This window comes from Marinomonas rhodophyticola (assembly GCF_026113935.1).
GTDB classification, from domain to species: Bacteria; Pseudomonadota; Gammaproteobacteria; order Pseudomonadales; family Marinomonadaceae; genus Marinomonas; species Marinomonas rhodophyticola.
The window spans coordinates 322487-348163 of the sequence record NZ_JAPEUL010000011.1 but is presented as its reverse complement, the minus strand read 5'-3'; the positions used below and the strand labels follow the sequence as shown (position 1 = coordinate 348163).

Genomic DNA, 25677 nt, shown 5'->3' with positions numbered 1-25677 from the left:
TATTACTCTATCAACCATTTTTGAAAGGCTTTTTGGTCTTCTTGATTGGCTTTTTTAAACCAAAATTGTGACATGTCGAATTGAATACTGGATGCAGCAGGATTATATGCATCATCAGCAATCCAAATACGAATATCCTTACGAGTTGCATCATTGGATTGATTGTACCAGAATTTCATCATATCAAACGCAACATCTTGAGACATGGTAGTTGGAGCAGAGACAGGGCCAGTAGAGGATATGTCATGTGAAGCATTCTTCGCTGTTAAACGCTCAATCTCTTCCACATAATCACGTGTATTTTGAAAACCGGATTTCGTTGCTAAAATTTGGTGTTGATAATCAACTTCCTTGCCGCTTAGTTCATCATGAATGGTAAACTGTGGACTTCTTGGCATTCGCCTCAGCTTGCTTTCGGGTCGATATATATGGCGCTTTTAACGTAAGATACGTATCTTTTTCAAACTGTAAGTCCAGTACAATTGGCTCAGACTGAAAGACTTGAGTATCACCACCACTGCGTAATAATTTATTAAAACGTACCACAATCTGGTGCTGACCTGCATCAAGGTCTACTTTAAAGTCACTGCCGAATCGGCCTGCACTTTCAAGGTCAACATACATGATCTCAAACGACCGAGGAACCTCAAATGTTGCCGCCATTAAAGGCGATGTCATTGATCCAAACAATACGGTAACAAACACCAAGATACGATTTTTTAAGAACATAGAACACCCCTTACAACACATAACAAAAAAGAAAAGAATTTAGCATATAGTTCCGTGTTCTTTGTTTAGTAAAATAGACATATAAGAAACTTGCTAGATTTTGTCTTTTTTCATACCCTAAAAAACTAACTGATCAGGAAGTTAGATAGGCTACGAGTTGTAAAATATAGTATTGAAGACTTACTAGCGGCTAAAAACAGGATAACACTCATAAAATTATGCCAAACAGTGCACAGACTCAGCTCAACCATACGCTGACCTTACGGATCATAGAGCTGTCAATATTAACCTTGGCATCCTCACTGGTTATCAGGCCACTCTTTGTTGACTTATCAGACATTTTTCTATGGTCAGCTGTGGTAAACCTCATCCTTACCTCTGTTTTTTATTTTGTCGTCAGAGCACATATTGTCCCGAAATGGGAGATAACCCTTTCACTTATTGTCGCTCTAATCATTATCATGCCAACTCTCGCCATTTCCGGCGGAGTAAATAGTCAAGTCGCCTATTTTTTACCACTTTATCCTATTTTAGCAGCGTTAATAGGTGGTGCCAGAGAGTCTATTGCGATCACGATCATTCTTGTAATTTGTACGCTATCAGCAACTGTATTTGGGCATCTTCTGACCGATCTGACAGAAGAGGTGTATTCAGCGGAAAAATCCTTTGATCGTGGTTTTTGGTTAACAGCAGCGATTATTTTTAGTGCATTTTTTGGTCATTTCTTCTTACGTAAATACGCAGAACTGACAACAAAATTGAATGAGGAAAATACTCAAGATCCTTTAACGGGTCTTTTAAATAGACGAGGGCTAAACATCTATTTCAGTATAGAACTTAAAAAATCACTATTCACGTCGTCACCGTTAAGCCTAATTTTGATCGATGTTGATTATTTCAAAAAAGTGAATGATATGTTCGGACATGATATTGGTGATATCTGTCTGATTGAGGTAGGTCAGTTACTCAAAAGAAATCTTAGAAACCAAGACATTATTGCTCGATTTGGTGGAGAAGAGTTCATCATCATCCTACCCAACACCAGTAAGGATGGCGCAGCACTGATTGCCGAAAATCTAAGAAACCTAGTATCAAAAGAAACCTTTAGTGATTTCAATCTGCCACTTACCATTACCTTAGGTGTGACTGAATATGAAAAACACAACGATAATGCATTAAATATGACAAAGCGAGCGGACAAAGCCTTATACAGAGGCAAAGAAAATGGACGAAACAGAGTCGAGCTATCAAAATAGTCCACATCCGCCAGTCTCAATCAAATTCATTATAAACATCCGGATTCCATTTCTGCATAAAGGTTTCAGGATAATTCAACGGTGTATACCCAAATTGCCCATACAAACCATGAGCATCACGTGTCGCCAATAGAATTCTGCGTAAACCTTGTAACGATGGGTAATCATGAATTTCCTGCATTAGCCACTTTGACAATCCTTTTCCACGATGTTCTTCATCAATAAATACATCGGCTAAGTAAGCAAACGTGGCTTGATCAGTAATCATTCTAGCAAAACCTATTTGCTTCCCTTCCTGAGAAAAAACGCCAAAACATAATGAGTTATCAAGCGCTCTTTTCAATGTTGTTTGAGGAATATTTTTAGCCCAATAGGTATTTGATATGTAATGATGAATAACATCAAAGTCCATCTCTTTATAATCCCAGCTAATGCGATAACCAGAAACCATTTTAGTCCTCCAATAACTCTTCAGTGTATTTACTCTCTATTACGCCATCGACTATATTTAGAATGTACCCCTCGAGTAAAAGCCGAAGAGTATACTTCTAAAATGTCCACGCCATATAAAATAGCCACCACAATAAAAGACAGTTTTATCGCCACATAAGAGTCAATAATAGCAATACACACACCTATTGCGGCTAGAAGTCCCAGATGGTCGCTGCAGAAGTGACGCCAATCACAGAACCGTCTTTTGACAACATAACACCTGCCCCGAGAAAACCAATACCGGTAATCACCTGCCCTATAATTCGTGATGGATCCGTTATATCAACTGCAACCAACATAGAAGACGTAATAAACACATAGGTTCCGAGCACAATCAGTGCCGAAGTCCTTATACCTACAGGCTTTCCCCTAAGCTGCCGCTCTAAACCTACAATCGCACCGCAAAAAATGGCAGTTACAATCGCACTCCAGCGGTAAGGAGCAATGGAAAATAACAACTCTAAATTCATACAAGCTTTCTTAGGGCAGATGCCATGAGTGGAAGAATAAAACCTTATCAATAGGTTACTAAGTTTTTGCTATTAGTACAGTTTTTAATCAGAGATACGCACAGAAAAATAAAACACATATTAAAATAAAGACGTCTTCCATGACGTCATATGAATATTTTAGGCTAACAAGGCACAAGTACCCAAGCTATAATCGTATTCTCATAACCATCTTGACGTTTGTATTCTCGGTATCCGTTCGACATCGCAGCACCAATAAGATACACATTGCCATCGAATCTAATAGCAGTTGCTGTACTGCCATCTTGAAAGAGTTCAGTCAGGCTAATCTCAGGAAAAAAGACACTGCCAACAGCATGATCATCTGACGAACTTGCAATGACAAAGCCTTTATCTGTGGTGAACAAGGCTTTCGTACCTGCTTTTACAACACCGTTCTCTCTAGGCAAAATATCATTAAGAATGGCACGAAACTCTACCGTAGAATCGAATACGATACCGATACCACCAACCACCACATTGTTTTTTTCAGGGCTACGAATAGCGGCATTATAAATGTAAGTATGTGCACCACCATAACAATCAAAAGGCATGAATGGCGATACGCAGTAAGAGTAAATATCTTGCGAATGAAACACGCCCATTCCTGCAGAATTTGCCTCTATAGTCTGTCCAACTTGATGTTGATAAGTGTCATCTGAAAAAGCAAGATAACGCCCATTTTGATCATAAACGTATAAGTTATGATAAACAGTATACAAAGAGTGTATTTTCTCTAATGTCTGACGAATACGATTTTTATCAATCTCTGGTGTTGACAATGCCGTTTGTAACGACGTGCTCAACCCCCACCAGCGACAGTCATTTGCACGTTCATAAAGGTTACGATCCATAATATCTACTGCCAAGTTAGCTTGCAGAGCTATTGCGTTCAATTGACCTGAAATAATAGTAGAAAACAATGATTCAATAGAGTTCGCAAACACATTGTCTATGTCTCGACCAATCTTTTTGATGGCTTCTAATACCGGCACAAACTCTACTGCATCTTTGCGAGCCGCTGTGATAATGCCATTCAGAACAATCAACTCTAAATCATCATTAATAGAAATAGATTGGCGACGGATATCAAATAAATCTGCTGAAATAAGCCCAGCAAGATCAGCAACTAATGTTTGATGATCCTGTGTATCACTTACGCCCCTATCCATGTTTTCTAATACTAATAAAGACCCCATATGCCAATTTTCAGGTCCAGTATAACCTTGATAAGGTTGGCCTTTGGTCGTCACTTGCACACAGTCTTTATGATGAAACAGCACTACTTTTGGCACAGCGCTTATAGACAAATGCATCGGAAAATCCTGCTGGTAACGTTGTGGAGCAAACAGCACATCACCCGCACCATTTAAGAGCAGAAAGTGATTATCCTCCTGTTCAAATAAAAGATGATTGGTAATTTCTTCTAGCTCATTTTGAAAGCGAAAACACAAAACAATAACACCAACAACGCGTCCCTCATCTATTACCGCATTAGCATACAAAAGGTTTGATAGAGAACCCGCCATTAAAGACGTTTGCCCGAAATACTCCACATAGCGATCTGGATATGTAATCGCCTGCTGAATGAACGCATCCTGCACCTTGCCTCGTCGTGAAGGCTGGCTAAGCTGAAACACCACCTCCCCATCAAGCGTAATGAGAAACGCATCTTGATAAACTGAATAAATATCAACATAGGCTTGAAATCTCTGTCTTAAAAAAACGCCATCCTCTTCTTTTTTATCACTATTTTTTAAAAACTTGACAACATTATGGTCTGTAGCTAAAAAGCCAATATCAGCCGTTCGCTCAAAAAGGTTACGAATTAACACATCAATCGCCATCTGGCAGCGAGACAGATCTTGCATAATTACTTTTCGAGCATGCTCGTTTGTCAAACTTTCGATCAATCGCTTTTGCAAGATTTGGAACTGCCCAAGGGTATTATCCATATCCTCTAAAATTGTCGAGGCAACTTCAAAACTATTAATCTTGCCTATTAAGGCAATTTTTTCCCACCAAGTACCCAGTGATTTTAATGTTTGATCGTACTTATCCACCCCTTTGATAAAATGCTTAATGATTGATTGGTTTTTAACAAGGAACATGTCCACTAAAAATATCCTTGAAAGCATTGAAGATCGCCGTAAACAGCAATTAGCTTGCCAACACCAATACCACTGAAAAAAAGCAAAATAATAGTGAATGACACATAATAAGAGCCAATGAGTTAGGGAATAACTCTGCTTATTTAGGATATAAAAAAGGAATGCCCTTAGACATTCCTCTTTCGTCGTTTTGATAGATCGATCAATTCCCCATCAAATCTGCTTTAATAATGTAGAGACGATTCGAGTCAATTGTGCTTTGATCAAGGTGCTTTTGCTCCAACTTACCGTTAGTTGACCAAGTAGCAAAATCGTCATCGTTTAGTACCCCAAGATGATTGTTATCAATCACCCATAAACCTTCCATCTTATCGTGTGGATAAGCCACTTCCTTCACCATATCAACCACCAAGGTTTTGCTGACAGGTTTGATCCCTTTTGCCGCTAATGCATCCCAACCGTTTTTCTGTACATATTGCTCAAGGGTCAGCCCATCAATCATCAACCCATGACTTTCATCTTGCTTAATAGAAGAAGATAGAGACACTGTCGAAAGCGGTGTTCCCGTACTTAAATCAACACGATAAACCTGTTTTTGAGCATTCGGCTTAGCCTTTGATGTACCATCAGGACCTCCAAGTAAAAAACTTCCATCACGTTCTAACACCAAAAACTGGTTAGCCGTTAACGCAGAAATTTCAGAATTGGAATTCTCCGTTTTCTCTTGACGATACAGATACTGCTCAGTGCGGCCATTATTCAAATTCACCATGACAATACGAGTCAAATCGCCTTTATGCGCTGCTTTATCGGGGTTCGTCAATGTCGATTGCATAATGCCCACCAAGGTGGTTTCATCAGGTGTAATCGCTAAACCTTCCATGCCTCGATTAGCACGACGATGTTGAAATTCCGTAGGCAAATGAAACCTCACCCGACTATCGTCTTTAAAAGCATTAATACGGCCAATTTCGACGCCATTAGCATCAAAATGTACGATATGTGGACCATATTCATCACTCACCCAAAACGTACCGTCTTTAAGCGCAACCAAACCTTCGCCATCTAGGCCATAATCGTCCAATTTAATAGGGTTGGTCATTTTATCATACGGCTTGCTGTCGTCTTCTAACACCAACCTACCATCAGCATGATAAGGTGTTTCACCTGTACCACCCAACGCCGATGTATTGGGAAGGCCAGAAATCAAACTACCATCAGGTCGTTTTAATAGAATACTCTTGACCATGGTAATAGCACCGTTTGACGACACTTCAAATAAACCAATACGAGGCGTGTAATCGGCCACAGGAAAACTCTTTCCTTTACCATAATCACCACTGTAATCTGCATTTGGACCGCGATCGGTTAACGCATAAAACTGATTCGCTTGATTTGGATTCCCTATCATTGCCGATCCAAAACCACCATTGCGAATTTTAAATGGCTGATTGGTTTTTGCATCCACAAGATCGTTACGCAATACCGAATAGGGTAATGGGATTCCCTTGCTTCGGAAAGTTCGCCACAAAGTCAGAATTTTTTATTGTCGAACCATTGCTTGTACAACCAGATAAAACACACACAGAAATCAAACTTGCTAACCAGATTTTATCCATCATCGTTTGCCTTTTTAATATGCTCGCACATATAGATTATTGAAATTGTTTCTAAAGCATAAAAGACGGCCGTGACGATTTGATGAATTCTAAATGACAATTAAATTCTGAAATTATTTCTACGTTAAAGACTTCCTTCTTTTCGAATTTTAGTAACCATAGCTTCTAAATCTTCAAACAAAAAAGGTTTGCTTAAAAATGCGTTCATGCCAGCATCAAGACATTTTTGTTTTATGCTAGCCTCAACATGAGCAGTGAGAGCAACTATCGGTGTTTGCTTTAAGTGTCTGTCTCTTTCTATCTGTCGAATAGCTGACGTTGCTAAAAATCCGTCCATTTCTGGCATATTACAATCCATGAAAATAACATCATAAGGTTGGGCACTATTAAACCTTTCCAGTGCCATTATGCCTGTTTCTGCACAGTCAACGGAGCATCCTAATTTTAGAAAGAATTGCTCGCAGAGCATTTGGTTCACCTTGTTATCTTCAACTAAAAGAATGTGTAAATCTGATTGTAGGTCAGGCTTCCCCCTATTTTTGTTGATGACTTAAACGATTTTTGTTGCATCGTTTGTGCAATCAAAGTAAACGGAAGCTCAATGGTAAAAACACTTCCCACCCCCAATTCACTTTCAACCGAAATAGTCCCCTCCATAAGCTCGACTAAGCGTTGAGTAATACTCAGCCCCAGCCCTGAACCGCGAATATTGGGATTAAAATGGTTAACTTGATAGAATTGCTCGAAAATTTTACCTTGGTCTTCAGATGAAATACCAATACCGCTATCTCTAATAACAAACGACAAGATCAGTGTATTTTCGGCATGACTTTTCTTAGAAGAAACCTCAATAGATATTTCCCCTTCATGGGTAAATTTAAGAGCATTTCCGATGAGGTTATAAAGAATTTGATGTAGCAGATATGGATCGCCTTGTACTAATTCAGGTATATCACCAAACGTACAGAGAAAATTTATTGGCTTTATATCAAACTGCGGGGACAGAAGTAATACAACTTCATTTACGACATTACGTGGACTAAACTCGATTTTTTCTAATTTTAGTTGCTCTGCATTGATTTTAGAGTAATCTAAAATATTATTAATAATATGCATTAATGTTCGGCCAGCATTATTAATGACCGTCACTTGCTGTTTCTGCTGCTCATTAAGATCTCCCATAGATAACAATTGAGCCATTCCCAAAACACCATTCATTGGCGTTCGTATCTCATGGGTCATCGCGGCCAAAAAATTCGCTTTAGCCTGACCAGCCAACTCAGCAGCTATCTTGGCTTTTTCTAGTTCTTCCGCCTGCTCTGACAGTTTTAAATTATCATTCAGTGCCTGCCAATAAATGCGATTTTGTTGCTTCCCTGTTAGAAAAATAAATAACCCATAACCTAATATTAAACCGGTAACAATAAAATTACCTGGATTATCCAAAAGCAAGCCCGCTGCTAAGGCAAATGGCCAACAGATTAAGACAAAATAACTGCGCATTATCTTATAAGAAGGGGCCAATACGGTAACACCACCAATACTAATACCCGCCGCCGCCATCATATTGATTGACACCGCTAAATCGACCATTGGGTTAACATAAAATAACCAAGCGGATCCACTCACCCAAACAATAGCAGAAGCATTATAAACAAATGCATAACGAGAAAAATATGAAGAAATATCCATAGCATTAGATGAAGAAACGCTAAAAAACAACACTAAACGATAAATTTGTAACAGCAAAAAACAGAAAGAAAAAGCACCAATAATCTCCAAGTGTGCTCGTGCTGCCGTGGAGCTAAAAACCGCAGCCCAAAAGGCCAGCAAATAAAATACTCCACCAAACCTGGAGCGTTGAGCTAAATCCTTTAAGCTAATATGGTTGACTTGCTTATCACTAAGCATATAGCGTGAATGATTCAAACATGCTCTCTTAATATCTAGGCATAAGACTATCAGCGAAAATCAACTGATTTATCTGCTAGATAGTAGAGTATTTTAGAAATATTGAACACTAGAGAAAAAAACCAGCAGGGGGAAACTGCTGGTTTTTTGTTATCAATACACTTTGACGCTTATTTCATTAACCACCGAGTCCATTGGCTACTTCTTCTTATTACGATTGTGTTTTTTGCTTACAGTGGAGTTAGGGCCTTTGAAGATATCGATTGGCTTGCCTGTCGCTGGGGTGTTTTTCTGAGCCTTTTCGATCTCGTCCATTTTTTGCTTAAACTCTTCGTCTGTCATATCGCGCCAGTATCTTGGGTTGCGGTTATGCTCTTTGTCGTACGCGATGGTGGTTGGGTCACGTTGACGAGCTGGCTCTAGTACTAAAATATCTGGCAGCGGTTGGCTGATGTCCATGTAGCGCTGCACCATATTCCAAAAACGAAGGTATTCAATCACTTTATGATTGGCGCCCATGGAACCGCTAATCGGCACGCCTACAGAATAATCACGGTAACGATGAATTAAAGTTAACGAGTAATTTAAAAAGCCTTGCTGAGTCGGTGACGACATCAATACACAATCAAACTCAATAAAGGGATGAGTAAAATAAGGCTTATTCTTTTTAAACAAAGTCACCATACCCGTCGTGCGGTTTAACTCAAACACTCGCTTAGACCGTAAAAAAGGTGCAACAAAAAAATAACCCGCATTCAACAGAAGAAAATGAACATAAATGAGTAAACAAGGCAAGGTCGCGTACAAAGTAACTTCCGAAAAAGCTTCTGAAGGGCCTTCATTCCAGCCCCCCCTAACCACCACATTAGTAGAAAAATGACATACAACAAAGGCAACAAGCCCATTAAACACATCTTGGCGATGCCAACTATTAAAAAATATAATTGGGACCAGCCACTTAAAGATTCTCCATTAAGACTTATTTCATTCCAGTAACTCTGTTTTGAACTTTTTCCTCCTTCTGTCATCTTAGAGGGTGTCATATCGTCCAGACCATAGACGGTGATGCTGTCCGTGGTGTGGCTGAACGAAAAAGGTTTGCCGCTAGTCATCATGCGGCGTAAAAAGCCCTTTTCTTGGCGTGGCTTCTGAGCAGGAAAATTCTGTGAGTTATAAGCCGTGTCTTGATATTGGCTGATGGTATTCTCCGATTCTGTTTGCGAGTCGTTTTGTTTTTTGGTGGTGGCGTTAACAAAAGCCATGTATTTGATCCTTTACTGTTTAGCGCTTATGGCGCAAATTCGTTCACTCTTAGAGCGAGCTGCTTGTGGCTCTAAGAAGTCGTATCTATTTCAATTCTGTCAGGTTTGTTGACTCGGCGTCATGGTAACGGCTTGATTGATCCAAGATGTTTCATCCTCCGTAAAACGCGGCGGATCAAATACCTCGTCCTCAAAAGTGACTTTATCCAATGCTGGCATGGGAAACACTTCATCGCCAATGTGTAATCTCACTCTTGCAATAAAGGCTTTTGAATAAGTGTAAGTATGATGCTTTCCGCCAAACCAAGCACTTTCACTATGGGCTTGAGGTAAAGCAACATCGTGTTTTACAAAATAAACGGTGCCATCCGAGCCATCCGATTGTGCGAGAATCGGTAATGCTCGATTGCCTAACGGTTTGACTTCCTCGTCATGGGAAATAGCGGCGGTTCGAGAAGAGCGGGTTTCAATTTTCTCCAAAGCCGCAGGACGAACATAAAAATCGATACGGGCGTTGTCCTCCCCCATGAGCGCAGCGAGGTTACTGCTCACTTGTATCGCATGGGTGACGCCTTTAGACTGCATGGCGACATTAAAGTCCTCTGGTAAGCCTGTTTGAATACCATATGGATAGGCTTTTATTTCCACAGAGAATAGGCAATTCACAAAGCGCTCGAACGCGACTTTATTATCTTGCAGATGGGCGTATTGTTCACCTGGATCCTCTGCAAAGGGGCCATTTTTTAACCACTCTTCAATAGGTGTGTCTAAGAACAACATATATAAGAGTGCCCCCGAGACCGCAATACCAATGCCTAACCAAGCAATCGGCCCCATCCCGAATAAAATAGGCGCACCAGTGGTAAATAAGCCCGTAGCAAGGGTAGACATTGTTGTCCCCACAGCAACCATCGCCATCGCCATACTGGCATCGTCGTCATTCTTAGCTGACAAGCGAATCGCCTCCCAACCCGCCATACCTGCGGTCAGTAAGCCACCAACAAGCCCCGCCACGGCTAAACGGCTCAGACTGCCAACCAATTTAGCACTATTAGTAAAATAGTTAATAAAGGACGCAACTTTACCGGATACCTTAACCATCTCCTTATTCGCTGCGCGAGTTAACCAAGAAGCATTTTGTCCATGCAAATTCGCCGCATGGGTCACCGCCACGCTCAAGTCAAGAGAAGCACTTGCTATGTTTAAACCAGAATAAAGCCATCCGTTTTCCTTAAATGTAGTCAGGTGCTTAAGATTTAACACCAAATTCACGGTTTCAATAGCAACAATCCAGTACGGGATTCGTATGCGCTCGTAGGCGTTGCTGCTGTTAATCTCAGTATTGTTCATGTTCCGCAAAGCACGCTGGGTATTGGCTTGGTTATAGGCTTGTGCCATGTTGCTGTCTTCTGGCAACACCACCACTTTTAGATTACCACGCTCCGCTAAGTTGGCCTTGTCCGCGTTATTAAAGGGCTTTTTATTAGATGCCACCACTAAGCGGCCATTTTCTTCACGCAATTGACCTTGTAGCCCTTTACGTCTTTTGTTTTTAATGTGCTCTCTATCATCGGCACTCAGGCCAAATTTCAACCCTTGACCATGCACACCCACTACATAGCCCTTGGTTTGCGCTCCTTGGGCTGAGGTGAACAACATTTTCCCAAGATAGGTCGGATTCGTTGCCTTCGTTAATGCCAATACGGATGCATAGGCTTGGTTAAATTGAATAACTTTGGCTTCTGAAGCCACATCTTTTATAGACATCAGAGCTTCGTAGTAACCCTTTAGAATATTATCTAGAATGCTGCTTACACGCCTTGCTTGAGAAAATGCATCCTGTGCTTTATCTGACAAAGAAGCAGCCACGTTACTCTTGGTAATAAACACGAGATCAATGACTTCCAGCTGGTCATCTTCGAGCACAAAGTCGTTAAGGCTCCATTGTGCTAGGCTTTGAGGGGTGGCAAAGCCGGAACCATCATTTAAAGCTTCTGGAGACGTATATTCAGAGTCTAAGGGAACAGCTCCTTCTTCAACAAATAGCACTTTACAAAGAGGATGGCTACTGGAGGATAAGACATTTCTGAGGGTGGCATGACAGTCTTCTACACTCAGGCTATTTATCTGATTTAGCGGTTGATCAGACGGCAAGTAGTCATGTATGTACTGGTATTTCGAAAAGGCGTCAATTTTGTCGATGTTAATACTCAATGCGCTCATAGCATGACCGACGATCTTATGTGCACCTGCTGAATTAAGGCCATTTAGTGAAGATATATCACGTAATACATCGGCCGTACGTTGACTATTAAGTACTTGATCCAAGTGATATTGCAGTTCTTTGATGTCACGGTTGGCAATCAAGCGTTCTCGTGTACGCAATGTTCGATGAAAACATCCGCTTAAATCACGGCTGACATCATCGTTGAATTTATAAAGCGGATTCTCTTTTTCACCAAACCGTTCTGTCATGATCATTTGTTGTGTCAGTTCGGCGGTCTGATAATACTCTTGTTGGCTCATATTCACATACAGTTGCTGCATGTACGCCGCACCAGAAAGCACCATAAAGGCACGCTGTTTTAAATCAAATATAGGATCATCGAGCACTAAGGTTCTTAGCTGGCGAGCTTTGGCATCACTCAGATAATCTAAGCTTTATGACGCTTCCCAAGTTATATCTAGATCATTGTCATTGGTGATCAGAGACTTCAACGCCGTTTCTTTCATACCGTATTCGTACTGGAACGCACTTCGGTGCATCAGGGCTTCGAATTGTTCATCATCATTGTTATTGGCATTTTCTATGCCATTTTTGATGTCTGTATATTGTTGATTTAGCCAACTTCCGCTTAGGTCACGGTTAAACTTAAGTGGCTCACCAATATGCCATTCAATGTCCGCGCGAGCTCGCATTTCAGGTAAGTCGCTCGCAAGTAGAACACAAGCCTCTTTTTGTCTATGGCTGGGTGGATTATCAGCGCCTCTTAACTCGTGTAAGGATTGCGCGCGTTTCTGCAGCTCTGCTACATTATTTTCAAAATAATTTAAACGCTCGCCGCTCCATGGCACCTCTGAATAGGCAAGGTAGACAAGCGTGTCTTGGTTGTTGTCTTTTACTGGTAGCCAAATATCTTTTAGGGGGTTACCCACCGCCTCTCGTTTGTCTGACGAAAAAGTCTCGTTTTCACCGGTACGATAGGCAGACAAGTCCACGTCGAAGAACTGCACACCTTCGCTATCAGAGGCATGTATTTCCAGTTCCCGCCATGCTTTATTGTTATAAAACACGTAGAAGTAGCCATTACGTGAAGGAGCGTAGCGTTCATTATCTTGTAAGTGAGGATTATAAGTAGGCAGCAGCGTCAATGGCACCACCGCATGCATTAAGTAATCCTGCTCGCCATCCACACGCTCTTTGGGCTGAACATCATTAAATAACGGCAAAAGGATATCACCCTGCTGCCCTGCTATCGCTAAGCAAGCATCCACGGGAGATGCGTTTTGCTGCCATGGCCAGCTGTTAATCGTCGTATTCACCAATGGCATAGAGACCAGCTGACCTTCAATATCTTCTTTGCGGCTCGCGTCTTGCGCATCATAAAACTGAAAACGGCAGCTTGCATCATGCTGCACCCCAGTGACTTCGATAAATACTTTAGTGCCATCACAGGCAGGGCCTGAGCCTATTTTATCCGTTGGCATACGATTCATCCTTTTTAATCAGCATTTCTATATGATGTAATTTTTGAGCTTCATTCAATGACTGAATAGCTTTTATATCAAGGCGCTCAAACAAACTGGCAGCCACCTTTTCAGCACTATAATGCTCTTGATCACATGGGCTATTTTGCGCTCGACATAAAGTAAGGTATTGATAAATATTGTCTAGATCAGCAAAACCCAGTGTCTCTGCCTCATTGAAGTAGCGTCGATATTGAGTCCATATATGGCTATCTTTTAGATCTAACGAAACATTCGTGAAGTATGTTGTTAACGCTCTATCAATATTCAGCAGCTTAAAAGCCGCTTCTTGTGACGGCGTTATCACCCATGATGGCGTATGAGCTTCTGCTTTATCTGAATGATTTTGAACTTTGCACCATAATCCTTGGTTGGGTGAATTTTCTGCGCCATACCAGCAAACTTGTTTAATCATTCCAAGCCATGATTCTGTGTTGGTACGCAACTCCGTTTCACCAAAAAAATAGTTTGCTACGTTGGGGTTGGAATAGTGCAAAATGCCTTTTCTTCCTGAGGAAAAAGACACAAACAAACGCTGGCGTAAATGAGCCAGTAACGCTTCAAAGCTGGTCTCTTCAGTCACCGCAATTAAAACGCCTGTCCAACCTTTTTTTGTGAGTGCATTCTGCTCGTATTGTTGAAGCAAATGATCTCCTTCACGTACCCGAATAACATAAGGACTAACATCAAGGAATGTGGAAAGATCGGAATCAAGGTACAAAGCTGCACTTTCTACACTGTTGCTGTGGGTATAAATATCAGCACTTAATGTTGGTGTACTAGCAGGAACACTGTTAGCAATTAGGTAATACTGTAAGCCAGCCTCAAATGAATCCGAATGTAGATTTAACGTATCTGATGTAATCATCGGTTAATTATTCCCACAAGGACAATCACCTAAAGGACAGGTTCCGTCGGCTCTCTTTTGACACACTTCGGTGACTAGTTCATTTTGCAACTGATCCGATATCAATTGATGTTTTAATGCTGCAGTTGCCACTATTGGCGCTTCATTGCCCTCTGGCGCCTCAAGGTTGGCATCGTATTCCGGTGACACAACACTGAGCGGTAGTTCGGGTACTGCCCCACTAAATCCACTGCCAGAACCCGCACCACCGCCTGAGTTTAGGTTGATGGCAGAACCGACTAGATGAACCCCTGAACCATCAATTTTTAGGAAGCTTCCCCCGCCATTAAGGTGAGTCTCAGCCCCTGCGTTAACCACCAATTTCACACCGCTGCTTAGGTGAATCTCGTTCCCAGCATCGAGCACCGCTTTCGAACCTACTTTCTGTTGTAAGCTTCCGTCCACCATAAGTGTGTGATCTTTATCTATCTTGTGGCGACTTTCGCCTTTGATGATCAGGTGGTCGTTGCCTGTGCCGTTTTCACCGCCGATTTGGGTGAAGCGGTCGTTGTCGATTTGTCTGTGTTGGTCGTGACCGATGTGAGTAATGCTGTCGTTGAGGACATCGGTTTCGTGGTCTTTTTGCGCGTGTACATAGACTTTTTCGTTGTCGACTTGGTCTTCGAAGCTAATCTCGTTAAAGCCTTCCCCTTGGTGGGTGTCGCTGCGCCACACGGTTTTGGTTTTATTGTCCGGCAATAAATACGGTGGGGTGTTTTTGGCGTTAAAGGTGCGGCCAGTGACGATCGGTTGATCTGGGTCGCTGTTTAAAAAACTGACGATGACTTCGCTGCCGATTCGTGGGATGGCCATCATGCCATGTTGGTTACCGGCCCAGCCTTGGGAGACACGCACCCAGCAGGAACTGTGATCATTCGCTTCGCTGTATCTGTCCCATGGGAAGTGCAGTTTGACGCGTCCGTGTTCGTCACAGAAAATTTCTTCCCCTTCAGGGCCAACAACCGTGGCCATCATGGGGCCGTCGACACTCGGTTTGGGTTGTGGTGTCGCTTGCCAGTTGGTAGTGGCAGGAATAAAGGTAAAGCGATTGTTGTAGGTGGTGCTGCCCGTTTGGCCTTCTTCTTCCAAGACTTGCGGCTGGGTGCCGTGGTGTTCGACCCAGACCGGCAGCCACTCTTGGTTGATGGTGTCTTCGTTGTGCCCTTCGATGGTGATTTTCATGCCAGCTTGGATGCCTGCGTGGTTACTTTTTCCCACGAGAGTGCGAGCACTACGGCGCAGGTATTCTAGGCGTATGCGAGAAAAGGCTTTGCCTGTCACGTCGTCTTTGAAACGCCCCGGGGCATCGAAGTGTTCGTAACTGGGCAGCTGGTAATCCATGTTCTCGCCCTCTTGCTGGTGCAAGAAGCGGTAATCGGGCTTTTTGAAGCTGTAGTCTTTCAGTGTGCTTTGGCTTGGTAAGCTTTGTGTGTGGTGCGTCAAAGTGGAGATGTAAAGATCGTCTGAGCCACCACCGGATAATACATTGTACGGGATTTTTTCTGGGTACTTAGGTAAAAACTGGCTTTGATCAGCAAAGTGCAGCAGGTGTTTGCCTTCTTCGTGGGTGAAGTAATAGACCCAGCCTTCTTCGGCGGCCAATCGATGTAAAAAGTCTAAGTCGGTTTCACGGTATTGAACACAAAACTCGCGCTCTAGGGGCGTTCTTTGGGTGGTGAAAAGGTGTTCTGTGATGCCCATCTCATCCAACAGTTGGGTGATGATGGCTTGGGCGGTTTTCTTTTGAAAAATACGGCTGTTGTGACGTAAAGACAAACGTTCCAGTGCAGGAACGAGGGTTAAGCCGTAGTAGGTAAAGTTGTGCCCAGTGTCGCCTTTTTCAAACTGACGCACAATGCCGTGCACACGTTGTACTAATTCGCCATTGCGAAACAGGCGTAGCTCGGCGTTTTTATCGACGATGGTGTCGGCAGACAGGTCCGATTGACGACTGGCAAGAGACAATTGATAACGGAAGCCATAACAAGGCGAACCATCTTTCAGCAGAGAATCAGAGATCGATTCATGCCCTTGGTATTCTCGAACGACGAGGGTATCTTCTTCTATTCCGTCGAGTGCCAATGTAAACGTCAATGTAGCCATACCAGTTTCCTTTGTTATGACGGTCTAAAAATACGCAAAAAGGCCGCCTGAGTGAACAGGCGGCCCGTACCAATACAAGCTTACGCTTCGATTGGCTTACTCCAGTCGTCAGAACCAGACGTACCAGAGTTGATGTGATCCCAAGTGATCTTACGGTAAGCCATAGAGACCGTTAGGTTTTGTGTAAAGTTCCCCATTGTTGGGTCTTGGCAGTGTGGCATTTCGCAATGAATGTCCACGATAACCGCGCCTTCAAGCGCCGTTACGAAGAAGTTTTCTTGCTTGCCTTCCGCAGAGGTGCGGTACCATTTCAATTCCACTTTTGGCAGTTTTTCACCAGACGACAACGCGTTGTAAAGCAGTGGAACCGCTTTGTTCAGAGCAACGGTGAATTTGAATGGTTTGTGAACGCGCTGACCAGATGGGTTACCAGACTGAGGGTTGGTTGGCACCGTTACGTTGTGGTCGAACTTTTGCACCAGCATTTCGTCGTCATGGCCTTCCAAGCCCACGTCACCGATAGAATCAACAGACATAGCGCCCGCAGTGATCAGACCCTGAGATTCACCTTCGATAGAGATATAACATGGCGTTGGCATAATAAAATTCCTTATTCGTAAAATAGTAAAAACGTGTTCTTGAACACTCTATCCAGAAGAGCAATATAGATGCCAAAGAAAAATACCCAATACTTTCAAAGACTTAAATAAAGTCGAAGCCACCAGCGAGCAAGACTTTGCTTAGGGTTGGGCAAAAAACCGCTCAGCGAGCAAGAGTTTGCTAGATGAAGAACAAGCCCCTCTAATAAAAAAACCAGCAGGGGGAAACTGCTGGTTTTTTGTTATCAATACACTCTGACGCTTATTTCATTTCATCAGACTGCAAATTGATTCATGGTGTTGTCTTTACCTGATGCTTTTAATGCTTGCTCACCAGAGAAGTACTCTTTGTGGTCATCTCCTATATTAGAACCAGACATGTCTTGGTGTTTCACGCAGGCTAATCCTTGGCGGATTTCTTTACGCTGCACTTCTCTCACGTAGCCTAACATGCCCAGTTCACCGAAGTAGTCTTTTGCCAAGTTGTCTGTAGACAAGGCGGCTGTATGGTACGTCGGCAAGGTTATTAAATGATGGAAGATTCCTGCCTGTGCGGCGGCATCTTTTTGGAAGCGGCGAATACGCTCGTCGGCTTCCTCGGCTAACATGCTGCCATCGTAATCTTGTGACATCAGTTTCTCACGTTGGTACTGGCTAACGTCTTGCCCTTCTTCCAACCACGCATCAAACACTTGCTGACGGAAGTTCAACGTCCAGTTAAAAGACGGACTGTTGTTGTAAACCAATTTGGCATTAGGCATAACGTCACAAATACGATTCACAATGGCAGCAATTTGACCAATGTGTGGTTTCTCCGTTTCAATCCACAATAGATCCGCGCCATTTTGCAAAGAGGTGATGCAATCCAACACCACACGATCTTCACCTGTATTCGGTTTAAAGCGCACCAAACCATTCGGCAAACGCGTGGGTTTGATTAAACGATTTCCTAGTTTGATCGCCATATCACCAGATTTCATTTGCTCTAGTGAGGTCACTTCTTCACCGTCAATAAAGGCATTGTATTGCTCAGCTAAATCACCAGATGTTTGTGACACTGGAATTTTTTGCGTTAAACCCGCGCCCAAAGAGTCAGTACGAGCCACGATCACACCATCGTCCACGCCCAACTCCAAGAATGCATAACGCACAGCGTTAATTTTCGCCAAGAAATCTTCGTGAGGTACGGTTACCTTACCATCTTGGTGTCCACACTGTTTGGCATCAGACACTTGGTTCTCGATCTGGATACAACAAGCGCCCGCTTCGATCATTTTCTTCGCTAGCAAATAGGTCGCCTCTTCGTTACCAAAGCCCGCATCGATATCCGCAATAATCGGCACAACGTGCGTTTCAAAGTTATCGACTTTTTGCTGCGCCGCTTGCTCACGTACTTGATCTCCGACGGCTCTCGCGTCATCCATTTCTTTGAAAAGATGCTGCAACTCACGGGCATCAGCTTGTTTTAAGAAAGTATAGAGTTCTTCAATCAACGCTGGCACAGACGTTTTTTCATGCATAGATTGATCCGGCAAAGGGCCAAACTCAGAACGCATCGCAGCGACCATCCAGCCTGACAAGTACAAGTAGCGGCTGCGCGTGGTGCCAAAATGCTTCTTAATAGAAATCATTTTTTGTTGGCCGATAAAGCCGTGCCAGCAACCTAAAGACTGAGTGTAGTTCGCTGGGTCTTTGTCGTAGCTTGCCATGTCTTCACGCATGATCTTAGCCGTGTATTTGGCGATGTCTAACCCTGTATTGAAACGGTTTTGCAATTGCATTCTAACCACTGATTCTGGGTTCATCGCCGCCCAAGTTGGTCCTTGAGAATGAATCGTTTGGCTAGCTTGTTGCGTTTTATTTTTGTAAGTATGCATCGTTTTTCTCGCTCTTTAGGTTGTTTAAATGGGAACAGATTCTTTAATTATTAATTCGTTTTCAGTGAGTTTCCTTCACCTGCATTCGATAAGCATGAAGCAAGGGACTCGGTGTAGCCGTTCGGTTGAATCACGCCTTTAAAAATCAAATCCTGCGCGGCTTTAAACGCTAGACTCTTGGCATTTTGTGCCATCGGACGATATCCTTCCGTCGCTGTGTTTTGCTTATCTACCACCCGCGCCATACGCTGCATCACCTCATCAATTTGTTCTTTGCTACAAACTCCATGAAGCAACCAGTTCGCCAAATGCTGGCTGGAAATTCGCAGCGTCGCACGGTCTTCCATCAAGCCCACGTTGTTAATATCTGGTACTTTCGAACAACCGACACCCGCTTCAACCCAGCGCACTACGTAACCCAATAGCCCTTGAACGTTGTTTTCAATTTCCCGCTCAATCACTTGGTCCGACAAGGTCAAATTGCTTGGAATCGTCGGAATGGTCAGTAAATCCGTTAGATTCGCTTTCTGGCGATGTTTTATGCGATCTTGCACTTCAAACACATTCACTTGGTGATAATGCAAAGCATGCAATGTCGCCGCCGTTGGCGAAGGCACCCAAGCCGTATTGGCGCCGGCTTTTGGATGGGCAATTTTGGTTGCCATCATGGCCGCCATTTCATCCGGCATCGCCCACATACCCTTACCGATCTGTGCCTTGCCCGGTAAACCACATTGCAAACCTATGTCGACGTTGCGGTTTTCATAGGCCTGAATCCAAGGTTGAGTTTTGATCTGATCTTTCGGCAAGAACGGCCCTGCTTGCATGCTGGTATGAATCTCATCGCCAGTACGATCCAAAAAGCCGGTATTGATGAAAAACACCCGAGATTTCGCCTGGCGAATACACTCTTTCAAATTCAAGGTCGTGCGACGCTCTTCATCCATAATGCCGATCTTGATGGTGTTTTCTGGTAAGCTAAGCATCTGCTCAACTCGACCAAACAACTTACAGCTAAACGCCACTTCTTCAGGGCCATGCATCTTAGGTTTCACCACGTAAATGCTGCTGGTTCTACTGTTACGAATGCCCTTACTACGTTGCAAATCCAAGGCACCGATCAACACAGTAACTACCGCATCCATAATGCCTTCGGGAACAAAGTTACCCAGCTCATCTTGCATCAAGTCGCATTCCATCAAGTGACCCACATTGCGAATCAACAACAAAGAACGGCCATGTAGACGGTATTCTTGGTTGTCTAAATCCGTAAAAATACGATCAGGGTTCATGCGGCGCGTTTGCATCTGTCCATCTTTACTAAAGCTGGCTTCCAGCGTGCCTTGCATCAGTCCTAGCCAGTTGCGGTAAACCTCAATTTTGTCTTCCGCATCCACCGCTGCCACTGAATCTTCACTATCCATAATGGTGCTTAGAGCTGATTCGATAAGAATGTCATTGATATTGGCTGGGTCTTTCACACCGTTTTTGCCGTTACGGTCAAACTGGATTTCTACGTGCAACCCATTGTTTTTTAGCAAAATGGCTTCTGGCTCACTGCGCTGACCATTTACCGCCACCAGCTGACAAGGTTGTTTTAAGCCGATTTGGCTGCCGTCTTGAAAAAAGGCCAACAAATGATGGTAATAAACCACGTAGCTGATCACGTCTTTGTGAGAACCAGACTCCAGCGGAAACACGTCGTCTAAAAAGTCTTTGGCTTTGGCAATCACCACTTCGCCACGAGCTGGGTTGTAGCCTTTACCTGTCTCAAGCCCCTGTGTTTTCGCAATGACATCCGTACCGTAAAAAGCGTCGTACAAACTGCCCCAACGTGCATTGGCGGCATTCAATGCAAAACGTGCGTTCTTAACTGGCACAACCAATTGAGGTCCAGCCAAATGAGCAATCTCTTCATCGACATTCGCGGTGGTAATGGTGAAATCGTCACCCTCTTCAACCAAGTAACCGATCTCACGCAAGAAGGCCTCATAGGCTTTTGTGTCCATGGCTTGGTCTTTATGATCCAAATGCCATTGATCAATTTGTTGCTGCATCTGATCACGAGTCGCCAAAAGTTGACGATTAATTGGTGACAGATCGGCAATCAACTGTTCAAGGTCGCGCCAGAATTTTGTCGGTTTGATAGCGTGAAGCGGCAGCACTTCCTCATTAATGAAGTGGCAAAACCCTGGATGAAGCACACTGTTATTTCTTGCTTGGGGCATATTCATCTCGCTTTCCTTCTTTCTCTTATCGTTCTGATTCTTAGGGTTAGCAATGCATTTGATCTCTCTTACGATTGCTTGATTTATAGTCTATGCCCGACTAAGATAAAATTTCACAATAAGAATTACACAGTGTAAATTTTACAAAAATGAAAAATAAAAATAGCCTCAATCGTAAAGCCCATTTTTTGGGTACTAAGATCCGCAACCTGCGTAAACGCAACCGTTTGACCATGGAAGATCTGTCGGCGCGCTGCATAAAAGTGGACGCAGAATCGGCCCCATCGGTGTCTTATTTATCCATGATAGAAAGGGGGAAACGCATCCCCAGTGAAGACGTATTGGAAGTCATCGCCAGCGTTTTTCAAAAAGAGGTTGAATGGTTTTTGGATGATGTTCCAGAAGAAGACGCCATTACGCCAACGAAAGGGTCTGGTGGTGGCATCAATGGTATGGCATTAGAGCCAAACTTTTTGTTCTCCAAAGAAATACTGCAAATTGCCATTCCTGAAATGCTTTCCCAAACCGGTACCAGCGGTCGCCAATTTGCGCATTTGTTGATTCAGTCCACCAGGAACATCATCAAAATCATTTCCCCGATTTAGAGCGCGCTGCTGAAGAAGTTGGTCTCAAACGCTTGCCATTGAGCCTTGATGAGATTGTCGCCATCACTAAGCAGATGGGCTTGCAAATCAAGTGGTTTAAAAAAACACCCTTAGCGGTATTGCAGGAAATGGGTGTTGGTGAAAGCCATGTGGTGACGTCTTTTTTTGATCCGCCAAGCACGATTTACATCAATCAGATCATGAAAAATCAGCCTCAGCGTCTCAAGTACAACCTTGCGGTACACATTGGCCACACGGTTTTGCATGACAAAGACGGTTTGAAAAATGTGCTAGTTACAGGGCGAAATGAAATTTCCCCCTTACAAGCCAAAAACGCAAAAATACAATCGTCGGGGATGGATGCTCAGGATATTTTATTCGCGTGGCGAGATTTTGAATGCAGTTTTTTTGCTGGCGCTTTGCTGTGCCCAAAGGTGCCATTTCGACAAATGTTAGATCGCAATGGCTACGAAATTAATACCGCACAACTGGCAGGTGTTTCTGAATCCGTCACCATGCGTCGCATGACGGCCGCGTCACCTTATCCTCATTGGCATTATTTCGATGCCTACGCGCCAGGTAAGCTCAAAGCCATCTATCGAGGCAATGGCATTCCTTTGCCTTGGGGCAACATGAGCATGGTGGAAGACCCATGCCAGCACTGGTCGGTGTTTCGCAAAATCAGCGAACCAAGTACAGGCACCTCCGCACAAATATCGATTCTTAATGTCGGCGACGAGCCGCGAATATACGCCTGTGAATCAATCAAGGTGCAAGATCTTGCCGGCAATAGCCACGTACTTTGCTCCGGCATTGACTTGAATCCTGCTATTGATGCTCAAGGCAAAGACGCCCTCTCCATCGCGGCCGATTTACGCCAAGCGTGTGTCACCAAAGGCGGTTCCTCACAGATACCAAGAAGCATCAAAAAAGACCTCATGAGCGTGGCGAAAATTCTTAATATCAACTGGGTAGAACGGGGCATAGACAACGATGCTAGGTTGATTTGCTCTCGCGGCGCCGTCTGCCCGAGGAAACCGAGTTGTTATCAGCAATGCGAGAGAGCTTAGGTTTATCGGATAAAAAAGTGATGAAGTCTAAGCCAAGCCGTGTGGTGTTTTGTTAGGCTTGGCTTTTATTTCTGTATCTTTATCACTCTTAAAATTTGACGGTGAGTAAGACAAGATAACCACTACTTTTCTTTTTGTGACTCCGAACACTCTTCTACTGCCATTGCCCCACCGTCAATACGCTTTAACAAGCCCGCTTTTTCTAAATAAATCATATCGTTGCAAATGATGTTATCCGACACATTAAATCGCGGCTTTAGTGTCTCAGAGAATACTTTTCCATCCAATGCTAGCAGCAATAGTATGGTTTGTTGTCTCTGTATGCTTGGTCTATTCTCGGTGCTCATCATGATGCCTCTCTTCGTTATTAACGTAAGAAGGTGCTGTGATAACGCCTTAAGCGTTCGGTGGTCAGCAATATAATGCCTGCCAGCAACAGCAATATCATGGGGAACGAAGCAAAGGTGAGTATCTCTGCGGTGAAACCAAGTATTGGCGGTACAACCATGATACCGATATAAGCCGTGGCCATAGATAAACCAATAATGGCTTGCGATGCCGATGAGCCAAAACGTTTAGGTGTCATTTGAATGGTGTTAGGAAAAATTGGGGCGCAACCTAACCCAATCAATATCAAGCCTATTTTGGCGAGTCTCATCTGAAAACAGTAGCGCAAGCAAAATGCAACCAAACAAGATAATGACAACGCCTGAACGGATAAGGGTTTCTTCTGTCACTTTTTCAGCAATAACGCCACAGGCAAAGCGCCCTACTGTAATACCTAAATAGTACATGGCGACCCAAAAAGCAGCGTCTACTGGTAAAATATTGCGCTCTGTTGTGAGATAACTCGCCGCCCACAAACCAGTGCTCATTTCTATTGAGCAATAGCTAAAAAATACCGCTAACTGCAGTGGGACACCTTTCATTTTTAGTGCGGAAGCATTTGTCACTAACGGAGTGTTGGTCTCATTGCTTCTTACTGAGCTAATGACAAATTTTTTCCACAGAGGAAGCGAAGCAAATAATAAAATGACCAGTAAAAATTGCACAATCGCAATGGTCATATAGCCATCGCGCCAACCATCTTTGAGAGCCAAATAATTCGCCATTAAAAGTGGTCCAGCGGTCGCACCAACACCCCAAAATGAATGCAGATAGTTCATGTGCTTGGCTCTGTAGTGCAAGGCAACAAAATTATTCAGTGCCGCATCCACAGCGCCCGCTCCAACACCTAACGGAATAGCTAAGAACACAAGCGCCCAGGCTATATTGGACATACTAAAGCCAAATAATGCTATCGCAGTCAGCAAGACACTTAGCGCAACGACTTTTCCTATACCAAAATAATGAATCGCTTTTGTCACATAAAGGCTGGAGAGCACGGTGCCAGCACTGATGATGAGAGAAATAACACCGGCAAATTCCAGCGAGGCATTTAAGTCGTTTTTCATAATCGGCCAAGATGAACCAAGCACGGCATCAGGTAAACCTAAACTGATAAAAGCGATATAGATGATAAAAAGCAAAAGCATGACATTGATTACCTATTTTAATTTGGCTATTTTGAACGACTTAGAACAATACCGCCTAATTTTTTTTATCTATAGGCATATACTCTCTTAAAATATAACGATTCTATCAAAACAATTCTGCCGAGCCATTTAACCTAACAACGTTACTAAGCGATGCCATGCAAATTTATAAGATTGAAACAGAAGAGAATGGTAGAGAACTCACAATTCACGGAAGTCATGACTTTCCCTGTGGATCTTACGACGAACGCTTTTCCCATTTTGTTGGTGGCGAAGTACCATGGCACTGGCACGACGAAATTGAAGTTGTACTGGTGGTAGAAGGCGCAACAAAGGTTGAATGCATTCATTCCAGCGACATAATCCGAACGGGCGAAATGGTCTTTATCAATGCCAACACCTTACACAAGCTAACGAATCATGGCTCTGAAGACTGTCGAATACTCAACGTGGTGTTCAGTCCCAAAATATTGGGTGGTGTTGATTTTGGGCTGATTTATAAAAAGCATGTGCTGCCTGTTCTCAATAACAAAGAGCTGCTATTTTATAAATTCTCCAATAACAAAGCTTGGCACCAGCAAGTCATCAATGAGCTGGTGACAGCCTTTGATGTATGGAAAAAAGAAGGCTCTGACCGCGAGTTTTATATGAACATTGCGCTAATGAAATTCTGGCACATCTTCTGTACCAATCAGCAAGACATCACCGCAACTCAAAACCGCTCAAAGACGAACGAAAGAAGAATACAAACCTTGCTAAATTTCATTCATGGTCATTATGGAGAGCGCATTTCCATTGCCGATATAAGTCAGACAGCAAATATCAGCGAAAGTGAATGTTATCGAATATTCCGCAACGCTCTAGGCTGTTCACCAAACAACTACCTGTTAAATTATCGGTTACGAAAATCCATTCAACTCCTAACGGAAAGCAATAAACCAATCTCAGACATTGCCTTTGAGAGTGGTTTCAACTGCTCAGCCTATTTTGCTAAAAAATTTAAACTCGCCTTCAATGTCACGCCAATGCAATTTCGAAAAAATTACAGCGTTACCTTAGATCATCCTTTAGCTCATCATTTACCCATAACACAAACTAAAGGCAAGACCTATTAACT

At 43.1% G+C, this 25677-nt stretch carries 23 protein-coding genes and 1 pseudogene; 4 read left to right on the top strand and 20 right to left on the bottom strand.

All coding sequences use genetic code 11. The features are described from left to right. Positions 1-2: 2 nt before the first annotated feature. A complete protein-coding gene (locus tag ONZ52_RS21310) occupies positions 3-398 on the bottom strand; it encodes a DUF2057 domain-containing protein (protein WP_265220651.1) in 396 nt (131 codons plus the stop codon). Beyond that, positions 367-729 carry a DUF2057 domain-containing protein gene (locus ONZ52_RS21305; RefSeq protein WP_265220650.1) on the bottom strand — a complete coding sequence of 121 codons (363 nt, stop codon included), beginning with the start codon at positions 727-729 and terminating at the stop codon, positions 367-369. Before ONZ52_RS21305 ends, ONZ52_RS21310 begins: the two co-directional genes overlap by 32 nt. Before the next feature lie 218 nt (positions 730-947). Between ONZ52_RS21305 and ONZ52_RS21300 the strand changes: the two genes are divergently transcribed. Next, entirely contained in the window at positions 948-1985 is a 1038-nt protein-coding gene (locus ONZ52_RS21300) for a GGDEF domain-containing protein (protein ID WP_265220649.1), read from the top strand. Between the two features lie 16 nt (positions 1986-2001). Here the strand turns inward: ONZ52_RS21300 and ONZ52_RS21295 are convergent, their stop codons facing one another. The 15 genes and pseudogenes from ONZ52_RS21295 to ONZ52_RS21225 all read right to left on the bottom strand — a co-directional run bounded on the left by ONZ52_RS21295 (position 2002) and on the right by ONZ52_RS21225 (position 21356). Beyond that, positions 2002-2436 (bottom strand): GNAT family N-acetyltransferase, encoded by a 435-nt coding sequence (locus ONZ52_RS21295; RefSeq protein WP_265220648.1) that lies wholly within the window; start codon positions 2434-2436, stop codon positions 2002-2004. A 193-nt stretch (positions 2437-2629) separates the two neighbouring features. After that, positions 2630-2947, bottom strand: a complete 318-nt coding sequence (locus tag ONZ52_RS21290) for an MgtC/SapB family protein (protein WP_265220647.1) — start codon at positions 2945-2947, stop codon at positions 2630-2632. Positions 2948-3111: 164 nt separating this feature from the next. Continuing rightward, positions 3112-5103, bottom strand: a complete 1992-nt coding sequence (locus ONZ52_RS21285) for a cache domain-containing protein (RefSeq protein ID WP_265220646.1) — start codon at positions 5101-5103, stop codon at positions 3112-3114. 196 nt (positions 5104-5299) lie between these two features. After that, the gene (locus ONZ52_RS21280; RefSeq protein ID WP_265220645.1) at positions 5300-6628 is read right to left on the bottom strand and encodes an esterase-like activity of phytase family protein; all 1329 of its coding nucleotides are present in this window, start codon (positions 6626-6628) and stop codon (positions 5300-5302) included. Between the two features lie 212 nt (positions 6629-6840). Beyond that, positions 6841-7185, bottom strand: a complete 345-nt coding sequence (locus ONZ52_RS21275) for a response regulator (RefSeq protein ID WP_265220644.1) — start codon at positions 7183-7185, stop codon at positions 6841-6843. Between the two features lie 23 nt (positions 7186-7208). Beyond that, on the bottom strand, positions 7209-8645 hold the full coding sequence (locus ONZ52_RS21270; RefSeq protein ID WP_265220643.1) for a sensor histidine kinase: 1437 nt from the start codon (positions 8643-8645) through the stop codon (positions 7209-7211). A 180-nt stretch (positions 8646-8825) separates the two neighbouring features. After that, positions 8826-9338, bottom strand: a complete 513-nt coding sequence (locus tag ONZ52_RS21265) for a hypothetical protein (protein ID WP_265220642.1) — start codon at positions 9336-9338, stop codon at positions 8826-8828. A gap of 44 nt (positions 9339-9382) precedes the next feature. Continuing rightward, positions 9383-9889 (bottom strand): hypothetical protein, encoded by a 507-nt coding sequence (locus tag ONZ52_RS21260; RefSeq protein WP_265220641.1) that lies wholly within the window; start codon positions 9887-9889, stop codon positions 9383-9385. 99 nt (positions 9890-9988) lie between these two features. Beyond that, positions 9989-12502 (bottom strand): hypothetical protein, encoded by a 2514-nt coding sequence (locus ONZ52_RS21255; protein ID WP_265220640.1) that lies wholly within the window; start codon positions 12500-12502, stop codon positions 9989-9991. A gap of 48 nt (positions 12503-12550) precedes the next feature. Further along, the gene (locus ONZ52_RS21250) at positions 12551-13597 is read right to left on the bottom strand and encodes a toxin VasX (RefSeq protein ID WP_265220639.1); all 1047 of its coding nucleotides are present in this window, start codon (positions 13595-13597) and stop codon (positions 12551-12553) included. Next, positions 13584-14504, bottom strand: a complete 921-nt coding sequence (locus ONZ52_RS21245) for a DUF4123 domain-containing protein (RefSeq protein WP_265220638.1) — start codon at positions 14502-14504, stop codon at positions 13584-13586. Before ONZ52_RS21245 ends, ONZ52_RS21250 begins: the two co-directional genes overlap by 14 nt. A 3-nt stretch (positions 14505-14507) precedes the next feature. Next, on the bottom strand, positions 14508-16646 hold the full coding sequence (locus tag ONZ52_RS21240) for a type VI secretion system Vgr family protein (protein ID WP_265220637.1): 2139 nt from the start codon (positions 16644-16646) through the stop codon (positions 14508-14510). A gap of 80 nt (positions 16647-16726) precedes the next feature. Continuing rightward, positions 16727-17245, bottom strand: a complete 519-nt coding sequence (locus ONZ52_RS21235; protein WP_265220636.1) for an Hcp family type VI secretion system effector — start codon at positions 17243-17245, stop codon at positions 16727-16729. A gap of 275 nt (positions 17246-17520) precedes the next feature. After that, complete coding sequence (locus tag ONZ52_RS21230) at positions 17521-19122, bottom strand: isocitrate lyase (RefSeq protein ID WP_265220635.1); 1602 nt, start codon at positions 19120-19122, stop codon at positions 17521-17523. A 61-nt stretch (positions 19123-19183) separates the two neighbouring features. After that, positions 19184-21356 (bottom strand): annotated as a pseudogene (locus ONZ52_RS21225) (malate synthase G). A gap of 143 nt (positions 21357-21499) precedes the next feature. On the opposite strand from ONZ52_RS21225, the gene ONZ52_RS21220 reads away from it, so the two are divergent. Together ONZ52_RS21220 and ONZ52_RS21215 are read left to right on the top strand one after the other, a co-directional pair. After that, entirely contained in the window at positions 21500-21955 is a 456-nt protein-coding gene (locus ONZ52_RS21220) for a helix-turn-helix domain-containing protein (RefSeq protein ID WP_265220634.1), read from the top strand. A gap of 38 nt (positions 21956-21993) precedes the next feature. Beyond that, positions 21994-23025, top strand: coding sequence for a DUF3612 domain-containing protein (locus tag ONZ52_RS21215; protein WP_265220633.1), 1032 nt, complete (start codon positions 21994-21996; stop codon positions 23023-23025). Positions 23026-23147: 122 nt separating this feature from the next. Here ONZ52_RS21215 and ONZ52_RS21210 read toward each other — a convergent pair whose 3' ends face one another. From ONZ52_RS21210 to ONZ52_RS21200, 3 genes are read right to left on the bottom strand one after another with little or no spacing between them, the layout of a single operon-like run. Then, positions 23148-23375 carry a DeoR family transcriptional regulator gene (locus ONZ52_RS21210; protein WP_265220632.1) on the bottom strand — a complete coding sequence of 76 codons (228 nt, stop codon included), beginning with the start codon at positions 23373-23375 and terminating at the stop codon, positions 23148-23150. A gap of 17 nt (positions 23376-23392) precedes the next feature. Then, complete coding sequence (locus ONZ52_RS21205; protein ID WP_265220631.1) at positions 23393-23611, bottom strand: hypothetical protein; 219 nt, start codon at positions 23609-23611, stop codon at positions 23393-23395. Between the two features lie 10 nt (positions 23612-23621). Beyond that, a complete protein-coding gene (locus tag ONZ52_RS21200; RefSeq protein WP_265220630.1) occupies positions 23622-24560 on the bottom strand; it encodes an MFS transporter in 939 nt (312 codons plus the stop codon). Between the two features lie 158 nt (positions 24561-24718). Here ONZ52_RS21200 and ONZ52_RS21195 point away from each other — a divergent pair, with 158 nt between their 5' ends. Further along, positions 24719-25675 carry an AraC family transcriptional regulator gene (locus ONZ52_RS21195; protein WP_265220629.1) on the top strand — a complete coding sequence of 319 codons (957 nt, stop codon included), beginning with the start codon at positions 24719-24721 and terminating at the stop codon, positions 25673-25675. Positions 25676-25677 lie beyond the last annotated feature (2 nt).

Coding starts and splice junctions, on each gene's coding strand:
- ONZ52_RS21195 (WP_265220629.1), top strand. CDS start 24,719: ATGCAAATTTATAAGATTGAAACAGAAGAGAATGGTAGAGAACTCACA.
- ONZ52_RS21210 (WP_265220632.1), bottom strand. CDS start 23,375: ATGATGAGCACCGAGAATAGACCAAGCATACAGAGACAACAAACCATA.
- ONZ52_RS21305 (WP_265220650.1), bottom strand. CDS start 729: ATGTTCTTAAAAAATCGTATCTTGGTGTTTGTTACCGTATTGTTTGGA.
- ONZ52_RS21200 (WP_265220630.1), bottom strand. CDS start 24,560: ATGCTTTTGCTTTTTATCATCTATATCGCTTTTATCAGTTTAGGTTTA.
- ONZ52_RS21220 (WP_265220634.1), top strand. CDS start 21,500: ATGAAAAATAAAAATAGCCTCAATCGTAAAGCCCATTTTTTGGGTACT.
- ONZ52_RS21235 (WP_265220636.1), bottom strand. CDS start 17,245: ATGCCAACGCCATGTTATATCTCTATCGAAGGTGAATCTCAGGGTCTG.
- ONZ52_RS21245 (WP_265220638.1), bottom strand. CDS start 14,504: ATGATTACATCAGATACGTTAAATCTACATTCGGATTCATTTGAGGCT.
- ONZ52_RS21290 (WP_265220647.1), bottom strand. CDS start 2,947: ATGAATTTAGAGTTGTTATTTTCCATTGCTCCTTACCGCTGGAGTGCG.
- ONZ52_RS21230 (WP_265220635.1), bottom strand. CDS start 19,122: ATGCATACTTACAAAAATAAAACGCAACAAGCTAGCCAAACGATTCAT.
- ONZ52_RS21300 (WP_265220649.1), top strand. CDS start 948: ATGCCAAACAGTGCACAGACTCAGCTCAACCATACGCTGACCTTACGG.
- ONZ52_RS21295 (WP_265220648.1), bottom strand. CDS start 2,436: ATGGTTTCTGGTTATCGCATTAGCTGGGATTATAAAGAGATGGACTTT.
- ONZ52_RS21250 (WP_265220639.1), bottom strand. CDS start 13,597: ATGCCAACGGATAAAATAGGCTCAGGCCCTGCCTGTGATGGCACTAAA.
- ONZ52_RS21240 (WP_265220637.1), bottom strand. CDS start 16,646: ATGGCTACATTGACGTTTACATTGGCACTCGACGGAATAGAAGAAGAT.
- ONZ52_RS21275 (WP_265220644.1), bottom strand. CDS start 7,185: ATGCTCTGCGAGCAATTCTTTCTAAAATTAGGATGCTCCGTTGACTGT.
- ONZ52_RS21310 (WP_265220651.1), bottom strand. CDS start 398: ATGCCAAGAAGTCCACAGTTTACCATTCATGATGAACTAAGCGGCAAG.
- ONZ52_RS21205 (WP_265220631.1), bottom strand. CDS start 23,611: ATGACACCTAAACGTTTTGGCTCATCGGCATCGCAAGCCATTATTGGT.
- ONZ52_RS21260 (WP_265220641.1), bottom strand. CDS start 9,889: ATGGCTTTTGTTAACGCCACCACCAAAAAACAAAACGACTCGCAAACA.